Source organism: Ruminococcus flavefaciens (assembly GCF_900116855.1).
Lineage (GTDB): Bacteria > Bacillota > Clostridia > Oscillospirales > Ruminococcaceae > Ruminococcus > Ruminococcus flavefaciens_R.
Genome location: NZ_UETD01000014.1, coordinates 1 through 15,101, shown reverse-complemented (window position 1 = coordinate 15,101; position 15,101 = coordinate 1). Strand labels below are relative to the sequence as shown.

General features: G+C 46.9%; 13 protein-coding genes and 2 rRNA genes. 1 reads left to right on the top strand and 14 read right to left on the bottom strand.

Features of this window, described 5'->3' with window-relative positions:
* Positions 1-8: 8 nt before the first annotated feature.
* From DSZ37_RS14490 to rplM, 11 genes are all read right to left on the bottom strand, one after another.
* Positions 9-413 carry an EF-Tu/IF-2/RF-3 family GTPase gene (locus DSZ37_RS14490; protein ID WP_109727598.1) on the bottom strand — a complete coding sequence of 135 codons (405 nt, stop codon included), beginning with the start codon at positions 411-413 and terminating at the stop codon, positions 9-11.
* Between the two features lie 24 nt (positions 414-437).
* Positions 438-1,631: a cysteine desulfurase NifS gene (gene nifS / locus DSZ37_RS14485; protein ID WP_109727597.1), complete on the bottom strand. Its 1,194-nt coding sequence runs from the start codon at positions 1,629-1,631 to the stop codon at positions 438-440.
* A gap of 13 nt (positions 1,632-1,644) precedes the next feature.
* Positions 1,645-2,085, bottom strand: a complete 441-nt coding sequence (gene rnhA / locus DSZ37_RS14480; protein ID WP_109727683.1) for a ribonuclease HI — start codon at positions 2,083-2,085, stop codon at positions 1,645-1,647.
* A 211-nt stretch (positions 2,086-2,296) separates the two neighbouring features.
* Positions 2,297-3,742: a proline--tRNA ligase gene (proS, locus tag DSZ37_RS14475; RefSeq protein WP_109727596.1), complete on the bottom strand. Its 1,446-nt coding sequence runs from the start codon at positions 3,740-3,742 to the stop codon at positions 2,297-2,299.
* A gap of 91 nt (positions 3,743-3,833) precedes the next feature.
* Positions 3,834-4,508, bottom strand: coding sequence for a hypothetical protein (locus DSZ37_RS14470; protein ID WP_109727595.1), 675 nt, complete (start codon positions 4,506-4,508; stop codon positions 3,834-3,836).
* 224 nt (positions 4,509-4,732) lie between these two features.
* Positions 4,733-5,812, bottom strand: a complete 1,080-nt coding sequence (locus tag DSZ37_RS14465; RefSeq protein WP_109727594.1) for a phage tail tip lysozyme — start codon at positions 5,810-5,812, stop codon at positions 4,733-4,735.
* A gap of 586 nt (positions 5,813-6,398) precedes the next feature.
* Complete coding sequence (locus tag DSZ37_RS14460; RefSeq protein WP_109727593.1) at positions 6,399-7,574, bottom strand: hypothetical protein; 1,176 nt, start codon at positions 7,572-7,574, stop codon at positions 6,399-6,401.
* Complete coding sequence (locus DSZ37_RS14455; protein WP_109727592.1) at positions 7,571-8,146, bottom strand: RNA polymerase sigma factor; 576 nt, start codon at positions 8,144-8,146, stop codon at positions 7,571-7,573. Before DSZ37_RS14455 ends, DSZ37_RS14460 begins: the two co-directional genes overlap by 4 nt.
* 254 nt (positions 8,147-8,400) lie before the next feature.
* Positions 8,401-9,015 carry a hypothetical protein gene (locus tag DSZ37_RS17795; RefSeq protein ID WP_173386642.1) on the bottom strand — a complete coding sequence of 205 codons (615 nt, stop codon included), beginning with the start codon at positions 9,013-9,015 and terminating at the stop codon, positions 8,401-8,403.
* A gap of 485 nt (positions 9,016-9,500) precedes the next feature.
* The gene (rpsI, locus tag DSZ37_RS14445) at positions 9,501-9,902 is read right to left on the bottom strand and encodes a 30S ribosomal protein S9 (protein ID WP_028519760.1); all 402 of its coding nucleotides are present in this window, start codon (positions 9,900-9,902) and stop codon (positions 9,501-9,503) included.
* Positions 9,903-9,918: 16 nt separating this feature from the next.
* Positions 9,919-10,347: a 50S ribosomal protein L13 gene (rplM, locus tag DSZ37_RS14440; protein WP_028519761.1), complete on the bottom strand. Its 429-nt coding sequence runs from the start codon at positions 10,345-10,347 to the stop codon at positions 9,919-9,921.
* Positions 10,348-10,824: 477 nt separating this feature from the next.
* Here rplM and DSZ37_RS14435 point away from each other — a divergent pair, with 477 nt between their 5' ends.
* Positions 10,825-12,861 (top strand): endo-1,4-beta-xylanase, encoded by a 2,037-nt coding sequence (locus tag DSZ37_RS14435; RefSeq protein ID WP_109727590.1) that lies wholly within the window; start codon positions 10,825-10,827, stop codon positions 12,859-12,861.
* 42 nt (positions 12,862-12,903) lie between these two features.
* On the opposite strand, the gene DSZ37_RS14430 is transcribed toward DSZ37_RS14435, so the two are convergent.
* The 3 genes from DSZ37_RS14430 to DSZ37_RS14420 form a co-directional block, all read right to left on the bottom strand.
* The gene (locus DSZ37_RS14430) at positions 12,904-14,661 is read right to left on the bottom strand and encodes an ArnT family glycosyltransferase (protein ID WP_109727589.1); all 1,758 of its coding nucleotides are present in this window, start codon (positions 14,659-14,661) and stop codon (positions 12,904-12,906) included.
* Between the two features lie 95 nt (positions 14,662-14,756).
* A 5S ribosomal RNA gene (gene rrf, locus DSZ37_RS14425) occupies positions 14,757-14,873 on the bottom strand.
* Positions 14,874-14,940: 67 nt separating this feature from the next.
* Positions 14,941-15,101: ribosomal RNA gene (locus tag DSZ37_RS14420) — 23S ribosomal RNA — on the bottom strand; the annotation flags it as partial.

Here is a 15,101-nt window from a genome sequence, read left to right as displayed (position 1 = left end):
CCCGAAGTCTACTGCTTCTTGATGATGTCATTCCTGCCTATCTGCTTTCTGTCAACGCCCTTGAGCAGGAAACCGGCATTTGCGCCCTCGGATACTGAGGTACAGACCTTTCGGAACTGCTCTATGCCTATTATCTCGGAAGCTATCTCGTCCTCTCTGCCGCGGACTATGACAACCTTGTCCCCGACACTGAAAACACCGCCTGTCACGGTCCCCACCGCAACAGTTCCCCTGCCGCTTACGGAGAACACATCGCTCACCACAAACTCGGCATAGGTACCGTCGGCAACTCCCGACTGAGGAGTATAATACTCCTCATACTCGCGGAGCTCCCTTTCGTCGTCTGTAAGAAATTCATGGTTCTTGGGCTCCCTGTTGAGGAGCTTGTCCTTTAAATTATCAAATATTCCCATAATCTTACACCCCGTTGTTATTATTTACTCGTATTTCTCGCCTTTCATCATGCGCTCCCACACGGGTGACATAGAACGCAGCCTGTCCACTACCTTTGGAATGACCTCGAGGATATAGTCCACATCCTCGTCAGTTACGTCCTCCTCTATGGAAAGTCTCAGTGAGCCGTGAGCTACGGCGTGTACCAGACCGATAGACAGCAGAACGTGTGAGGGGTCAAGTGAGCCAGATGTGCAGGCTGAGCCCGATGAACCGCAGATACCGTTGAGGTCAAGCATGAGCAGGAGTGACTCTCCCTCAAGACCCTCGAAGGAAATATTGAGATTTCCCGGGAGGCGCTTGTCCCTGTCGCCGTTAAGGCGAGTATAGGGTATCTTCAGAAGCTCGTCGATGAGGCGGTTTCTTCTTGGAGTTATGATAGCTGCCTTTTCGGCAATATTGCGTGTGGCAGCTTCAATTGCCACGCCCAGTCCCACGATAGCGGGAACATTCTCTGTACCAGCGCGTTTTCCGCGTTCCTGTCCGCCGCCGTGGATAAGGTTTGGAAGGGTTATGCCCTTGCGGATATAGAGGGCACCTATGCCCTTCTGAGCGTGTATCTTGTGTCCCGACAGCGAGAGCATATCAATGCCCTGCTTGTGGACGTCTATCTCAACATGACCAACAGCCTGAACGGCGTCGGTGTGGAAAAGAACCTTCTTTTCCTTGCATATTGCAGCTATCTCGTCAATAGGCTGGATAGTGCCTATCTCGTTGTTTGCGTACATTATGGTGACAAGAGCTGTATCCTCGCGGATAGCCTTTCTCACGTCCTCGGGGTCGATGAGACCCTTGTCGCTTACGGGGACGTATGTCACCTCAAAGCCCTGCTTTTCAAGGTATTCGCAGGTATGAAGAACTGCATGATGCTCAAACACAGAGGTAACGATGTGCTTCTTGCCTCTTTTTGCCATCATCTCGGCAGTTCCCTTTATAGCCCAGTTGTCCGATTCCGAGCCGCAGCTGGTAAAGAATATCTCTCTTGGCTCTGCGCCGAGAGCCTTTGCCACCTTTTCACGGGCTATCTCAACATCGCGCTGTGCGTCGCGTCCAAGCTTATATATACTGGAAGCATTTCCGTAGGCTGTACGGAAATAGGGCAGCATGGCGTTGAGGACTTCCTCTGATACCGCCGTAGTTGCCGCATTATCGGCATATATGAACCTTTTTTCTCCCATTGGTAGATTCCTCCTATTTTGCATATATATCGCGCTGCTCCACGGCAAGCCTGTCGCAGCGTTCATTTTCGGGATGACCTGCGTGTCCCTTGACCCAGTTGAAGGTCACCTCATGCTTTTCCAGCAGAGGCAGGAGCTGCTCCCAGAGGTCTACATTGAGTGCGGGCTTCTTGTCGGATTTTATCCAGCCCTTTTTCTTCCAGCCGTACACCCAGCCCTTTGTGACGCTGTCCACCACATATTTGCTGTCGGTGGTAAGTATCACCCTGCAAGGCTCCTTGAGTGCGGAAAGTCCCGTGATAACGCCGAGGAGCTCCATTCTGTTGTTGGTGGTGGCGCTGTCGCCGCCCGAAAGCTCCTTTTCCACGCCGTTATAGCGGAGCACAACACCGTATCCGCCGGGACCGGGATTGCCGCTGCAGGCGCCGTCTGTGAAGATCTCAACTGTTTTGATAAGTCTCACCTCTGAAAACCTAAGTCAATTGATTATAACATATTATATATACAAAATGGGTAGGTGTTACCCGAAGTAAACCCACTTTGTGTTTGCTTGTGCAAACACAGCTGTCATATATAAACAAACAGCCCTTATTGCAATGCCCCTAAGCTGTCATCTGAAACTTAGGGGCACTATTTCTGTTTTTGGCGTTATGCTGTGGGGAAAATCAATATGCCTTGCCCCAGTATACCATGCACTTTGCAGGCTTGCCGCAGCAGACGCACTTGTCGCTGAGGTTCTCCTGCTCGAAGGGGATACATCTTGAGCCAACGCCTGTCTTTTCCTTTATCTCGTCCTCACAAGCCTCGTCGCCGCACCACATTGCCTTTACAAAGCCGTCGCCGTGCTCCTCGAGAGCCTTGTTAATCTCGTCGATAGTTGTGCAGGCATATGTTCTGTTTGCGCGGTTCTCAGCAGCCTTGTTGAACATACCCTCGGGTATCTCCTTTTCAAGGAGAGCCTTTATGTATGTTGCAAGGTCGCCCAGTGCAACTGTCTTCTTCTCGCCGCTGTAACGAATTGCGACAACACACTGATTTTCCTCTATGTCACGGGGACCTATCTCAATACGAACAGGTACGCCCTTCATCTCGTATTCAGCAAACTTCCAGCCGGGTGAGTTCTCGCTGTCGTCCAGCTTTACTCTGATACCTGCTGCCTTGAGCTCGTTAAAGAGCTCTCCTGCCTTATCGAGAACGCCCTCCTTGTGCTGGGCGATAGGTACGATAACCGCCTGTACAGGAGCTACTGCGGGAGGAAGAACAAGACCGCTGTTATCACCGTGAGTCATGATGACTGCACCGATAAGACGAGTGGTAACGCCCCAGCTTGTCTGGTGGGGATTTACTCTCTTGTTTTCCTTATCTGTATACTCAATGCCGAAAGCCTTTGCGAAGCCATCGCCAAAGTAATGTGAGGTACCTGCCTGAAGCGCCTTTCCGTCATGCATGAGCGCCTCGATAGCGTAAGTGGAAACAGCTCCTGCGAACTTGTCGCTCTCTGTCTTCTTGCCCTTTATAACAGGCATAGCAAGGGACTTCTCGCAGAAATCCGCATATACATTGAGCATACGCTCTGTCTCCTCGATAGCCTCCTCAGCTGTAGCGTGGATAGTGTGGCCTTCCTGCCAGAGGAACTCTCTTGAACGGAGGAAGGGGCGTGTGGTCTTTTCCCAGCGAACAACGCTTACCCACTGGTTGTACAGCTTGGGCAGATCGCGGTAGGAGTGAACTATATTAGCATAGTGCTCGCAGAAAAGGGTCTCGGAAGTGGGGCGGACGCAGAGTCTGTCCTCAAGCTTTTCGTTTCCGCCGTAAGTTACCCATGCAACTTCGGGAGCGAAGCCCTCAACGTGATCCTTTTCCTTCTGGAGAAGGCTCTCGGGAATAAACATAGGCATACATACATTCTCGTGACCTGTTTCCTTGAAGGTGGTGTCGAGGATATGCTGCATATTCTCCCATATAGCATAGCCGTAGGGGCGTATTACCATACATCCCTTAACGCTTGTATATTCAATAAGCTCTGCTTTCTTGCAGATATCGGTATACCACTGAGCAAAATCCTCGTCCATTGAGGTTATCTCAGATACCAGCTTTTTATCTTTTGCCATATATATGACCTCTTTCTGTTATGATTTCATAGATATAATCATTATATCATTTATTATGCCTGTTGTCAATGCAAAAAACAGGCTTATCCGCTCAGTTCAGAAGGATATTGTAGATGAGCAGATATCCTGCCGCAAGCATTCCCGCGATGGAGACAAGTCCCGTAACAGCACCGACAAGTCCGCGCGGTCTGCCGTTTCTGCCGAATACCGCGTTATTAACTATGAGGACTATTATCAGCAGCAGATTTATTGCGGCAATGATGAACCACTTTATGCTCCTGCTCACATATGTGGTGTCGATGTATTTCAGCTCAGGCTCGTCAAGCTGGGTGAGCTCCGAGAACTTTGCGGTAACGTCCTTTGAAGTCATTCTTACCTTGCCCTTTATGGAGGTGCCGTTTATGTTCTTGTAGCTTTCGCTGTCGAAGTTCTCGCCGAAATGCTTGTCTGCACGGACCAGAAGTATAGTCTGCTGATCCTCCGAGAGTATCATGTAGTAATACTCATGACCTATGGGTATAGAGTCAACACCGTGCTCGTAGTCAAGGTTTGCCTGTGGAGCGCCATATGGCGGCACGCCGCTGACGATGCTGCCCTTGTCCATGCCCGACTCAAAAGCACTGTCGAGGGACACCTTTCCCCCTCCTATAAGACCGCTTATGCCGAAATACAGTGCTATGATAATGATGATACCAAAGACAACGGCGGCTGTGACAGGTGATGCCTGTCTGTTTTCATAAGATGATGAACTGCGGAAAAGACTCATGGGCAAACAACTCCTTAATAGTAATTCGCAAGCATAGCTCCCGATAGCGGGGCAATATCACAGGAATATCATATCATAAAACGGGAAATAAGTCAATATAGCGCAAAAATCTGCACCGTTCACCTGTCAGGGAGTTTTTGTCATATATTGCCTTATAAAATGAAGCGGCTCCGCCGAATTACCTCGACGGAGCCATATACAATATAAGGATTCAAGCGTGTTTATCAGAGCTTTACCCAGCCTGCGCCGCTCTTGAGTCTGCCGTACTTTACGCTGTTTACGGTCTTTTCGCCTACGATGGTGAATGATCCTGCTGCGGAGAGATACTGATTGACTACAGATGAGCCTGCGTCCTTGTAAATAGGTGTTCCCTTTGCAAGCTGCTTAATGTAATTTACAGCGATCTCATCTGTATTGACATTGCCCGAACCTGAGCCCGAGCCTGTTCCCGAGCCTGAGCCTGTTCCGAGCTTCACCCAGCCTGCACCGCTCTTGAGCTTTCCGTATTTGATATTGTTAACTGTCTTCTCTTCAACTATTGTGTAAAGAGTGGTTACTGTGATCTGACCGTTTGTAGCTGTTGACCCCGGAGTTTTATAGATAGGTGTTCCGCTTGTCAGATTAACTGTGTAAGGAAGCTCGGTATTTGAACCGCCGCCTCCATTATTTCCGCTTGCGTATTTGTTGTATAAAAATACTGCGATCTCACGTCTTGAATTGCATTCGTCCTTCATATTCTGCGGAGCAGAAGCTTCACTGTATTTGCCCCAGCCAAAGTTCAGTCTGAACTTGTATACTACATCTCCTGCACCGGAAGCGCTGTTTACCGCGTTTATAATAGCATTTCTTGACATTGCAAAATCATCTGATCTGCAGGAATCACGGTTATATATCTCATCAACAAGGAAACCGAGCTGAGTAGCTATAGTCCAGTAATTCTGTCTGGTCCTGAGTTCAGCCTTTCTGCCATCGCGCCACTGTGCAAGACCGTAAGCCTGCATATATGGGTCAGAGTAAGCTCTGTCGTTCAGCGCATTAGGGTCAAAGCGGCTTTCTGTATAAAGATCAGCCATTACACCGCAGATAGCTGCATCGTTCCATGTTGTAGTGCTCTTCAGACGGTCATATATCTGCTGTCCTCTCGAAGCTTCTGTCTGAGTCAGCGAAATACTTGCTGCGCTTGCGGAAATAGCTGTGGGGGCTATGGGGGAAACGTTGAGTGCTGTGGGAGCGACAGCTGTGAAAGCCATTGCTGCTGCGGCTGCGATGCCTGTGATAGTTCTTCTGAGATTTACCTTTTTCATTTTTTTGTTCCTCTTTTCTTAAATATCGTTATAATTTTCTTAATGCAGATCAGGCTCTTGTTTTATTCGGACCGATCACATTTAAATACATTGGTGTTTCCGCTTCCTGCGGAGTGAAGTTTTTTGTTTCTCACTCTCCTTTGCTTTAGTGTGACTTTATTATATCTCCGCAAGAGGAACTTCGCTATAAAAATGGAGTGAAAGGTATTTTTTCGGGAGTGAGCGGATCAGGCTATATCTTTGTGAAATATAAAAAAACCGCACAGGATAAGAGTAGTACTTATATAGAAGTTTATATGTAATTATTGGAGGAAAAAACCTTTCTGAGGAAAGGTTCTTTTCCCCCAAGCCCCCTTTTTCCAAAGACTTTATAACTGAATTTAGCCCCGACAGGGCGCTCCACACAAGATGTGAAAATCAGTAATAATACTGAGAGCGCCCTGTTGGGGCTAAATTTAATGCTAAAAGTTTTAGGAAAGGAGTTTGAGGAAGAACCCTTTTTCAAAAGGGTTTTCCTCAATATCACTTGTAAAACTTCTATAAGAGCGACACTCTTATCCTGCACGGCGCTTTTTCTTATGAAAACTTAATTTTCATTTAAGTCATATTCGATCCAGTTCAGTTCCCTTTCTCCGTAGGATCTGTACATATCAAGGAACTCGCCGAATTTGCCCAGATCACCATCATAGGTATATTCTTCCGACAGCCTGCCGTCCTTATATGATCTGTATAAGGTATATTCATAAAGCGGAGTAATAGTGTTATCGTCTCCCATGTAAAGGATAAAGGACTGACTTCCACCCTGATGTCCCATCATACCTATGGTATTGTCTGCGCTGAATGCTTCAACAACGGACAGAACAGTCTCTTGTACTGTTTCATTTCCGTTCATGTCATGACCGTTGAAGCGAGCTGTAACATAGTCATTTCCGTCATATACATACATATAGGCGTTTCCGAGCGCATAATTATGACGTATAAACAGTTCGGGAACGGAGTCACCGTTAACATCATAGAATGCATATCGCAGCATCACACCGAGTGTTGGATCAGGCTGAGCAACATTGGGATTTTTAAAGCCATCATTGTCATTGATAAGCTGCTTTACAGCTCTGACAGCAGCCGCATCGAGCTCCTCCTGAGTGATATCGGTGCGGTCTGTGTGGGGATTTGTGTATGCTGCTGATACAGTTGTGTCTGAGGTAGTGTTTCCGGCGGCAGTTTCTGTATCACCGCCTGTTTTATCGGAACGATCAGCTGCTGTTGTGGTGGCTGCAGTTGTATCTTTTGCCGAAGCAGCTGATGTTTCGGTCGCTGCTGCAATTACAGTTACCGCTTCTTTTGATGAAGCTGTGGTGGTGGAGATGCCTGTGGAAGTAGTTGCGGCAGTAGAAGTTACCTGTGCAACGGGAGTCTGTATTTCGGGAGCATCAGGCTTGCGGCGGTTGAGCATGGTTATGCTGCCGATGGTCAGAGCGATGGCGGCTGCCGAGCACAGACCAATGTAGATAAAATGGGGAAGCCTTCTGCGCTCATAGACCTCTACGCCTGTTACCGAATCGGCGTTCTCATTGTTTTCAGATGTCGTATCCTGTGCTATCCCGAGTCTTTTCTTCTCTGCTTCGTATTTATTCATAGTGTTCTTCAGCATCCTTTCGCGGGCGTTCTTATCAATATTCATTTTACCTGTACCTATCTCTTCGATCGTGTTTATATCCGAGTTTTCGAGGATATCAAATCCTATCTTTTTCTTGTCGTTCATATATTTCCCTCCTTCATTTCGTAGCCTTCATTTGCCAGCAGCTCTTTCAGCTTTTTCAGTGCTCTGCTGCACCTCATCCTCACCGATGCAGGCGACATCGAGTGCTTGTCCGCGATCTCCTTTGAGTTCATATTATAATAGAACTTCTGGATAATTATATCCGAGTCCGGCTGACCGAGACTGTTTATGAGTTTTAGGAGCGTGTTTTTCAGAACACTTCGTTCTGCATTCTCCTCTACGTTTTCCGTATCGGCAAGCTCGGCCGTTTCATTTTCTATATAGACTGTATCGCTGTGACGTACCAGCTTTCTGTACATCTGTATAGCTGTGCGATTGGCGATCGTGCCGATGAGACCTTTAAGGTCACCGTCGAAGCTGCCGCTGCGGTCATAGCTTATAAAGACGGCGGAAAAAACATCTCCCACACATTCCTCTATGTCCTCACTGCTTCCGCAGCTTCTCAGCTTGTTGTACACGATGGCGTATACATAGCCAAGGTATTCGTCAAACAGTGCGGTCTGCGCCTTGAGAGGATCTTTATCATACATTTTGCGGTATTCATTATCTGTCATAGGACCACCCCTTTGTTGGTTTTTAATGTATTTGTTGTAAGCGCTTTCATAACATATACTTGCTGCGGCTGTCCGAAGTGTAACAAGTTTTTTGAAAATTTTTCCGAAAAAGTTCGGACGCGGTCACAGCGGCGGTTTTCCGATAGATTTATCCTGTTATATATTGTATCATATCCACTTGGAAAGCTCAACGGTCATATAAAACAAAGACCTCACAGAATAGTCTGTGAGGCTTTGTTGTAAAGCATATATAATTATTTCTTTGGGAATATTCGTATATATATAGCCTCTGAACGGCGGCCTTCTCCTACTGTTCCTGCGACCTGACCGTTTTTACGGGTATGTCCCCAGCCAATACCTGCGGAATGTACCGAATACTCTACATCGTAAAATTCTGCTATCTTTCCGTAAAGTTTTATCCTGAATGCTTCGATAGCAAGACAGCGGCCCGTAGTTCCTACTGTTACACTGCTGCCGCAAGGAGCAGTCTTATAACCCTGCCAGCCGATATGTGAGACATGAGCGTCTACCATGATACCGCCATATTTTTTCGAAATACCGCCGATACCTACTGTTAAGCTTTCTAATCTCAAAGATCTTCCTGTTGTTCCGACTCTGACATTTCTGTATTGATCACCGGTAGTCTTACCTGTTCTGAGGTCAATATCCAACGGCAAGCTGATATCTTCTTCCATCCAGCCTATATTCTGAACGTGAGCCTGTGCGCTTAAAGTATGTCCTAGATCTACTGCCGCAGCGTTTACATCAGGCACAGCTCCTGTTAGCATTACGGCAGCTGTCAGAGCGGCTGTAATTGATGAGACCAGTTTCTTGAACGGAGACCTTTTCTTTACAGTAGTATTCCTCATAACGATAATTCCTTTCACTTCAGATAAATTTGCGGTTTGCCACCGCCTATATACACATTCTAACATAGTATCGTTCATATTGCAATAGTGATCGAAAAAATCCCTGCGAGGACTCCTCAGCCGGAAAAACAAAAAGTACCTCTGCATGAGCAAAGGTACTTTGAAAGCCGATGATGTACTTGTCTCTTTGAGAACTGTCAGCGCGTTAAGAAAACGGTCCTGTGGACTGTTTTCAGCGATGACCGCAGCAGCTATGCTGCGAGGACTCCTCAGCCGGAAAAACAAAAAGTACCTCTGCATGAGCAAAGGTACTTTGAAAGACGATGATGTACTTGTCTCTTTGAGAACTGTCAGCGCGTTAAGAAAACAGTCCTGTGGACTGTTTTCAGCGATGACCGCAGCAGCTATGCTGCGAGGACTCCTCAGTCGGAAAAACAAAAAGTACCCCTGCATGAGCAAAGGTACTTTGAAGAACAATAATGAACTTATCTCTTGCTGAACTGAGGAGCACGACGTGCAGCCTTGAGACCGTACTTCTTTCTCTCCTTCATTCTGGGGTCACGAGTGAGGAATCCAGCCTTCTTGAGAGTGGGGCGGAGCTCAGCATCGAACTCGAGGAGAGCTCTTGAGATACCGTGTCTGATAGCACCGGCCTGACCTGTAACGCCGCCGCCTGCAACTGTGCAGATAACGTCGAACTTCTCTACATTGTCAGTGAGTGCGAGGGGCTGACGAACGATGAGCTTGAGAGTCTCAAGACCGAAGTAATCGTCGATGCCTCTGCCGTTGATGGTTACATTACCTGAACCGGGGTAAATTCTGACTCTTGCTACGGAGTGCTTTCTTCTGCCTGTGCCGTAGTAGTATTTAACTTTTGATTCGTACATTTAAAAGCACCTCCTATTAAAGCTCGTAAGCAACAGGCTTCTGAGCCTCCTGCTTGTGATTAGCGTCCTTGTAGGTTCTGAGTCTCTTGAGCTGAGCTCTGCCGAGGCTGTTGTTGGGAAGCATTCCGTTAACAGCGATCATCATAGCTCTGTCAGCCTGCTCAGCCATCATGTCCTTGTAAGAAATGGACTTGAGTCCGCCGATCCAGCCTGTGTGCCAGTAGTACTTCTTCTGCTCGAGCTTTCTGCCTGTGAGAACAGCCTTTGCGCAGTTGATAACGATAACGTGATCTCCGCAGTCTACGTTGGGAGTGTAAGTGGGCTTGTGCTTGCCTCTGAGGATATGAGCAGCCTTAGCAGCAACTCTACCAAGCGGCTTACCCTCGGCATCGAGGATATACCATGTACGGCTTACTTCAGCCGGTTTTGTCAGTGTAGTTGACATATATTTTTCCTCCTGTAATATATTTTCAGAACGGAAAGCGAGTACGGAAACAAGAGGCAGAACCTCTGACAACGGTCGGAAGCCGCTGCCTCTTGCTTCCCGAAAAAACGCCATTACCGTTTGCAGTGCAAGAATTATTATACACGATATAAAGGTGAATGTCAAGAGGTTTTTGCGGATTTTTTTAATATATACCCTGTTTTCTCTCGCAATCGCTCTGTTTTTCTCTCAATCTCTCCGTTTCTCACGTTTCATTTCAGTTTTGGAAGATAGAAAAACGGCGGAGCATTTCTCCGATTTATATGCAAATTCCCCATAGGACTGCCAACAGTCGTTTATTGCTGAAAACTGACCGATTTCCATAGGATATCACTGATGTCTTGCCAATTATTGCTCATTATACCGTGGTCTCATTGACTTATTTGTGCAATTGTGCTACAATGAAGATACAAAAATTTATTTTTGGAGGAATTTACTATGAAAGGAAAAAACTTCAGCAAACTGATGGCAGGCGTTATGGGTGCAGCCATGGCGTTCACAGCATCAGTTCCGGCTGTACACGCAGTAGCACCTGCAGATGCACAGCTGACAAACAAAGTGACCGCTGCTAAGGAAGGCACCGTCGTTTACGAATGTGATTTCGAGAGCGACACCGATCTTCAGTACTGGGCAAACAGAGGCGGAGACGACACCACGGAGCTTTCCATCACACCAGATGCAGCAGACAGCGGAAAGAGCTCCATGCTGGCATCGGGCAGAAGCGAGACATGGAACGGTCCCTCGCTTCGTCTTGACAAATTCTTAAAGCCTGATACTCAGTATTACTTATCGGCTTCCGTAAAGGGTCAGTGGTACACCAACTGCACACTCAGCTCACAGTTCACTATTGACGGTGAGGATTCTTACAACAACATGGTCAAGGACATCAAGAGCGCTTCAGGCGGCGGCGACGGCTGGGGAAGAATAGAGGATGTAGCTATCAGCTATTCTTCGGGCATGGATGCTGCTTACATCTATTTTGAGTCCAACAACACAGAGAATATCCTTGTTGACAATGTAAAGATCGTAGAAGCTGCTCATGTTGATATCGAGAAGGATCTTCCCTCACTCAGCGAGATCTACAAGGACAAGTTCAAGGTAGGAACTGCCCTTACTCCCGATAACCTTGCTTCACAGCCCTTTATGGACCTTGTACAGAAGCATTTCGGCGAGAGCATCACAGTCGGCAACCAGATGAAGCCCGACTACGTTCTCAACAAGAAAAGAACACTGGCTTATTTAGAGGAGACAGGCGACGACGAGCATCCTCAGATAAGCTTCTCACAGGCTAAGCCCATTCTCGATTACGCAAGAAAGTACGGTATCCCCGTAAGAGTTCATACCCTCGTATGGTACAGCCAGACTCCCGAGTGGTTCTTCAAGGAGGACTATGACGAAAAGAAGGATTATGTATCTCCCGAGAAGATGCTCAAGCGTATGGAGAACTATATAAAGAGCTATTTCGAGACTCTTACAGCACTTTATCCCGACATCGATTTCTATGCCTGCGACGTTGTAAACGAGGCATTTGACAACGACGGTAATCCCCGTAAGCCGGGTCACCCCGCACAGGAGAACCAGTATGCAGCTTCTGACTGGGTAGCTGTATTCGGCGACAACTCATTCATCGACTATGCTTTCAGATATGCAAGAAAGTATGCTCCCGAGGGCTGTAAGCTCTACTACAACGACTTCAACGAGTACATGGGCAAGAAGGACGCTATCTGCGAAATGGCAGAGAGACTCAAGAAGGAAGGCGTTATCGACGGTATCGGTATGCAGTCTCACCTTGATGTAAGACAGAGCATGGACGCTGCTTTCCCCTCACTCGGTCAGTATGAGCTCGCTCTCAAGCAGTTCACAGAGACAGGTCTTGACGTTCAGATCACAGAGCTTGATGTTACAGTTCAGGAGAACTCCGGCGACAAGTATTTCGACGTTCAGTCCACATATTATAAGGGACTTTTCGACATCTACGAGAAGTACAGCGATAAGATCTCAGCTGTTATCTTCTGGGGCGTTATCGATACAGAGAGCTGGAGAAAGTCACAGAATCCTCTTATCTTTGACGGCGACTTCATGGCTAAGCCCGCATTCAAGTCCATCGTTGGAAACAAAACAGCTGCTGATCCCGTAAGAACTACTATCTCGGGCGGCAACGTAACTACCACAACTACAACAACTACAACCACAACTGTTACATCGACGACCACAGGCGGTATCAAGGCTAAAAAATGGGGCGATACAAACTGCGATAACACTGTTGAGCTGGCTGATGCCATCCTCATCATGCAGACCCTCGCTAACCCCAACAAGTACAGTGTTACCGAGCAGGGCAAGGAAAACGGCGACGTAGATAAGGCTACAAAAGGTCTTACCTCTAATGACGCTCTCTACATTCAGGAGTATCTCCTCCACCTGAGAGACACTCTCGATCCCGAGGCAATGTTCACTCCCCCTGTAAGCAACGTCTGATAAAAAGCAGCAAAAGCTGCACGGCTAAGCCGTGCAGCTTTTTTATTGGTTTATGACGACCATAAGATACACAAGTGAGGACATAACCGCAAATGCCGTGACCGCAATATATGAGGTATACTTCACAGCCTTTGCACGAGTGCTGCCCTCTTTATCAGCGGAGATCAGAGTTGTTCCGAGGAAAAACGAACCGATAATTACCGTGGGCATTATATAGCGGAAATTCATACTGCAAACCATAGTATAGTTCTTTGAAAGCATATAGAGATTACCCACGAGAATAACGTGGAAACTGATCAGAAACAGCTTTTGCACCATATCAGCAGCACACTTTCTGAAAAGGTTTACAACCATGGCGATAAAGGCAGCGGCAGCTATGACGGCAGCCAGCCAGAACAGTATCTTGCAGACAGTCAGCATAAATGGATAGTGAGAAAAATTATCCTCGCCGATAAACTCGCTGAAAATAGAATTTTTCATGAACGCAATAAGAGGATTATGCTCATTATAGCTCTGAGGAGCACCGTTTTCATCGTACGAGAGCCAGTTCTCAAAAACTCTCCTGAACTGATAGAGGGAGAAATCGGTAATACGCTCCTTGAAGGTAGTTCCCTTTATGGTCTGAGTCATCTCGGGAAGCTCCTGAACGTAGGTAAGAGGTATCCCCCAGCGGATAAGTCCACGCACAGGGAACCATAATCCCAGTGGCACACAGACAGCTGCAAAGGCGGCAAACTGCCCCAGAAGCTTTACAAGAAAGTCCTTGCGCTTCTTTATAAGTACAGCGATAAAGACGATAGTCACCGACGGTGCAATGAGTCCCACTGAAAGCTTCGTCATCATACCAAGACCGATACAGAAGGCGATCTTGATGATTTTTTTCAGTGTTGGCTCTCTGTACCACATTAGGGTAGAATACATTGCCCCCAGAGTCAGCGCCCACGCCAGAGGATCGTTGTTCATGATCGATGACAAAAATGTGAAGCAGGGATGGAATGCGGTAATAATAAGCGGAACATAAAGAGCTGTGCCGTCAAGCTTAAAATAACGGAATATCTTGTAGGCGGTAATGACGATAGTCATTGACCAGAACAGCGAAAGCATCTGTGCAGACTCAACTGCAAGATCAAGCTTGACTCCGAGTACTTTATTAAAAAAACTGATCCACAGAGCACAAAGACTATGATGGAGAGGCGGATGGCAATACTGTAAATATCTGCGGTAATCGCCATTATATAGGCTGTGATTATGAAAGAGATACGAAATATAGCCCAAATGACCGGGAATGACTTCGTCTTTGGCTCCGAACCAGCCGGTATCATGCTGACGAACATAAACAGAAGTGCCAAGGACATAGCAGAGCTTGACAACAAAGCCGAGACCAATAATGAGCATGGCATTGAAACGCCGCGCCAGCTTCTTGGTGAAAAAGGCAAAATAAAGCGCTAAGATCACAATGGAACAGAAAGCAAAGAGAAAAAGTATCTTGTTCTTCGTGTGACTGAACAAGAGAAACAGCGGAGCTCCTGCTGCACATACTGCTGCTGTCAGGATAGCTGTGAGAAAATTGCTGCGCTTTTTTTCAGTACAGAGATGACTAACTATAACCGCGGAAAGTCCGCAGAAAAAGACAAAGAATATACCGGGGACATATTTGCCCATGTTATCGACAGAGCCGAGGAAAAACATCGAAAGGATCAGGCACAGCATAAAAGCCGCTATATACGGGTGCTTAGCGGCGCCTGCGAGTATACTTGTGAATGTCTTGCTGCCTGTCGAGGTAGTTTTGGTGTTGCTCATTATTTACCTCCCGAAACACAGTGATTAATATATATTTTATCACAGTCAAAGAAATATGTCAAATAAAAAAGGACTACGAAAAGTAGTCCTTAGAGTGTCGGCACTGATTTAGTTTCCCGGGCCGTCACCAGCCAAGTATCGTCAACGTGAATGAGCTTAACTTCCGTGTTCGGAATGGGAACGGGTGTGACCTCATTGCCATAAGCACCGACTAAATATTAATGAAGTTTTCAAGGAATAAAGCGTAATGCGAGGCGAAGAACACATTGAATGAAGTAAAAAGGAAAAGCCCTCGACCGATTAGTACTCGCAAGCTGAACGTGTCACCACGCTTACACTTTGAGCCTATCAAACTCATAGTCTATGAGAGGTCTTACTCTTACGAAGGGATATCTTATCTTAAGGTCGGCTTCACGCTTAGATGCCTTCAGCGTTTATCC

Coding starts and splice junctions, on each gene's coding strand:
- DSZ37_RS14490 (WP_109727598.1), bottom strand. CDS start 413: ATGGGAATATTTGATAATTTAAAGGACAAGCTCCTCAACAGGGAGCCC.
- nifS (WP_109727597.1), bottom strand. CDS start 1,631: ATGGGAGAAAAAAGGTTCATATATGCCGATAATGCGGCAACTACGGCG.
- proS (WP_109727596.1), bottom strand. CDS start 3,742: ATGGCAAAAGATAAAAAGCTGGTATCTGAGATAACCTCAATGGACGAG.
- DSZ37_RS14470 (WP_109727595.1), bottom strand. CDS start 4,508: ATGAGTCTTTTCCGCAGTTCATCATCTTATGAAAACAGACAGGCATCA.
- DSZ37_RS14465 (WP_109727594.1), bottom strand. CDS start 5,812: ATGAAAAAGGTAAATCTCAGAAGAACTATCACAGGCATCGCAGCCGCA.
- DSZ37_RS14460 (WP_109727593.1), bottom strand. CDS start 7,574: ATGAACGACAAGAAAAAGATAGGATTTGATATCCTCGAAAACTCGGAT.
- DSZ37_RS14455 (WP_109727592.1), bottom strand. CDS start 8,146: ATGACAGATAATGAATACCGCAAAATGTATGATAAAGATCCTCTCAAG.
- DSZ37_RS17795 (WP_173386642.1), bottom strand. CDS start 9,015: ATGAGGAATACTACTGTAAAGAAAAGGTCTCCGTTCAAGAAACTGGTC.
- rpsI (WP_028519760.1), bottom strand. CDS start 9,902: ATGTACGAATCAAAAGTTAAATACTACTACGGCACAGGCAGAAGAAAG.
- rplM (WP_028519761.1), bottom strand. CDS start 10,347: ATGTCAACTACACTGACAAAACCGGCTGAAGTAAGCCGTACATGGTAT.
- DSZ37_RS14435 (WP_109727590.1), top strand. CDS start 10,825: ATGAAAGGAAAAAACTTCAGCAAACTGATGGCAGGCGTTATGGGTGCA.
- DSZ37_RS14430 (WP_109727589.1), bottom strand. CDS start 14,661: ATGAGCAACACCAAAACTACCTCGACAGGCAGCAAGACATTCACAAGT.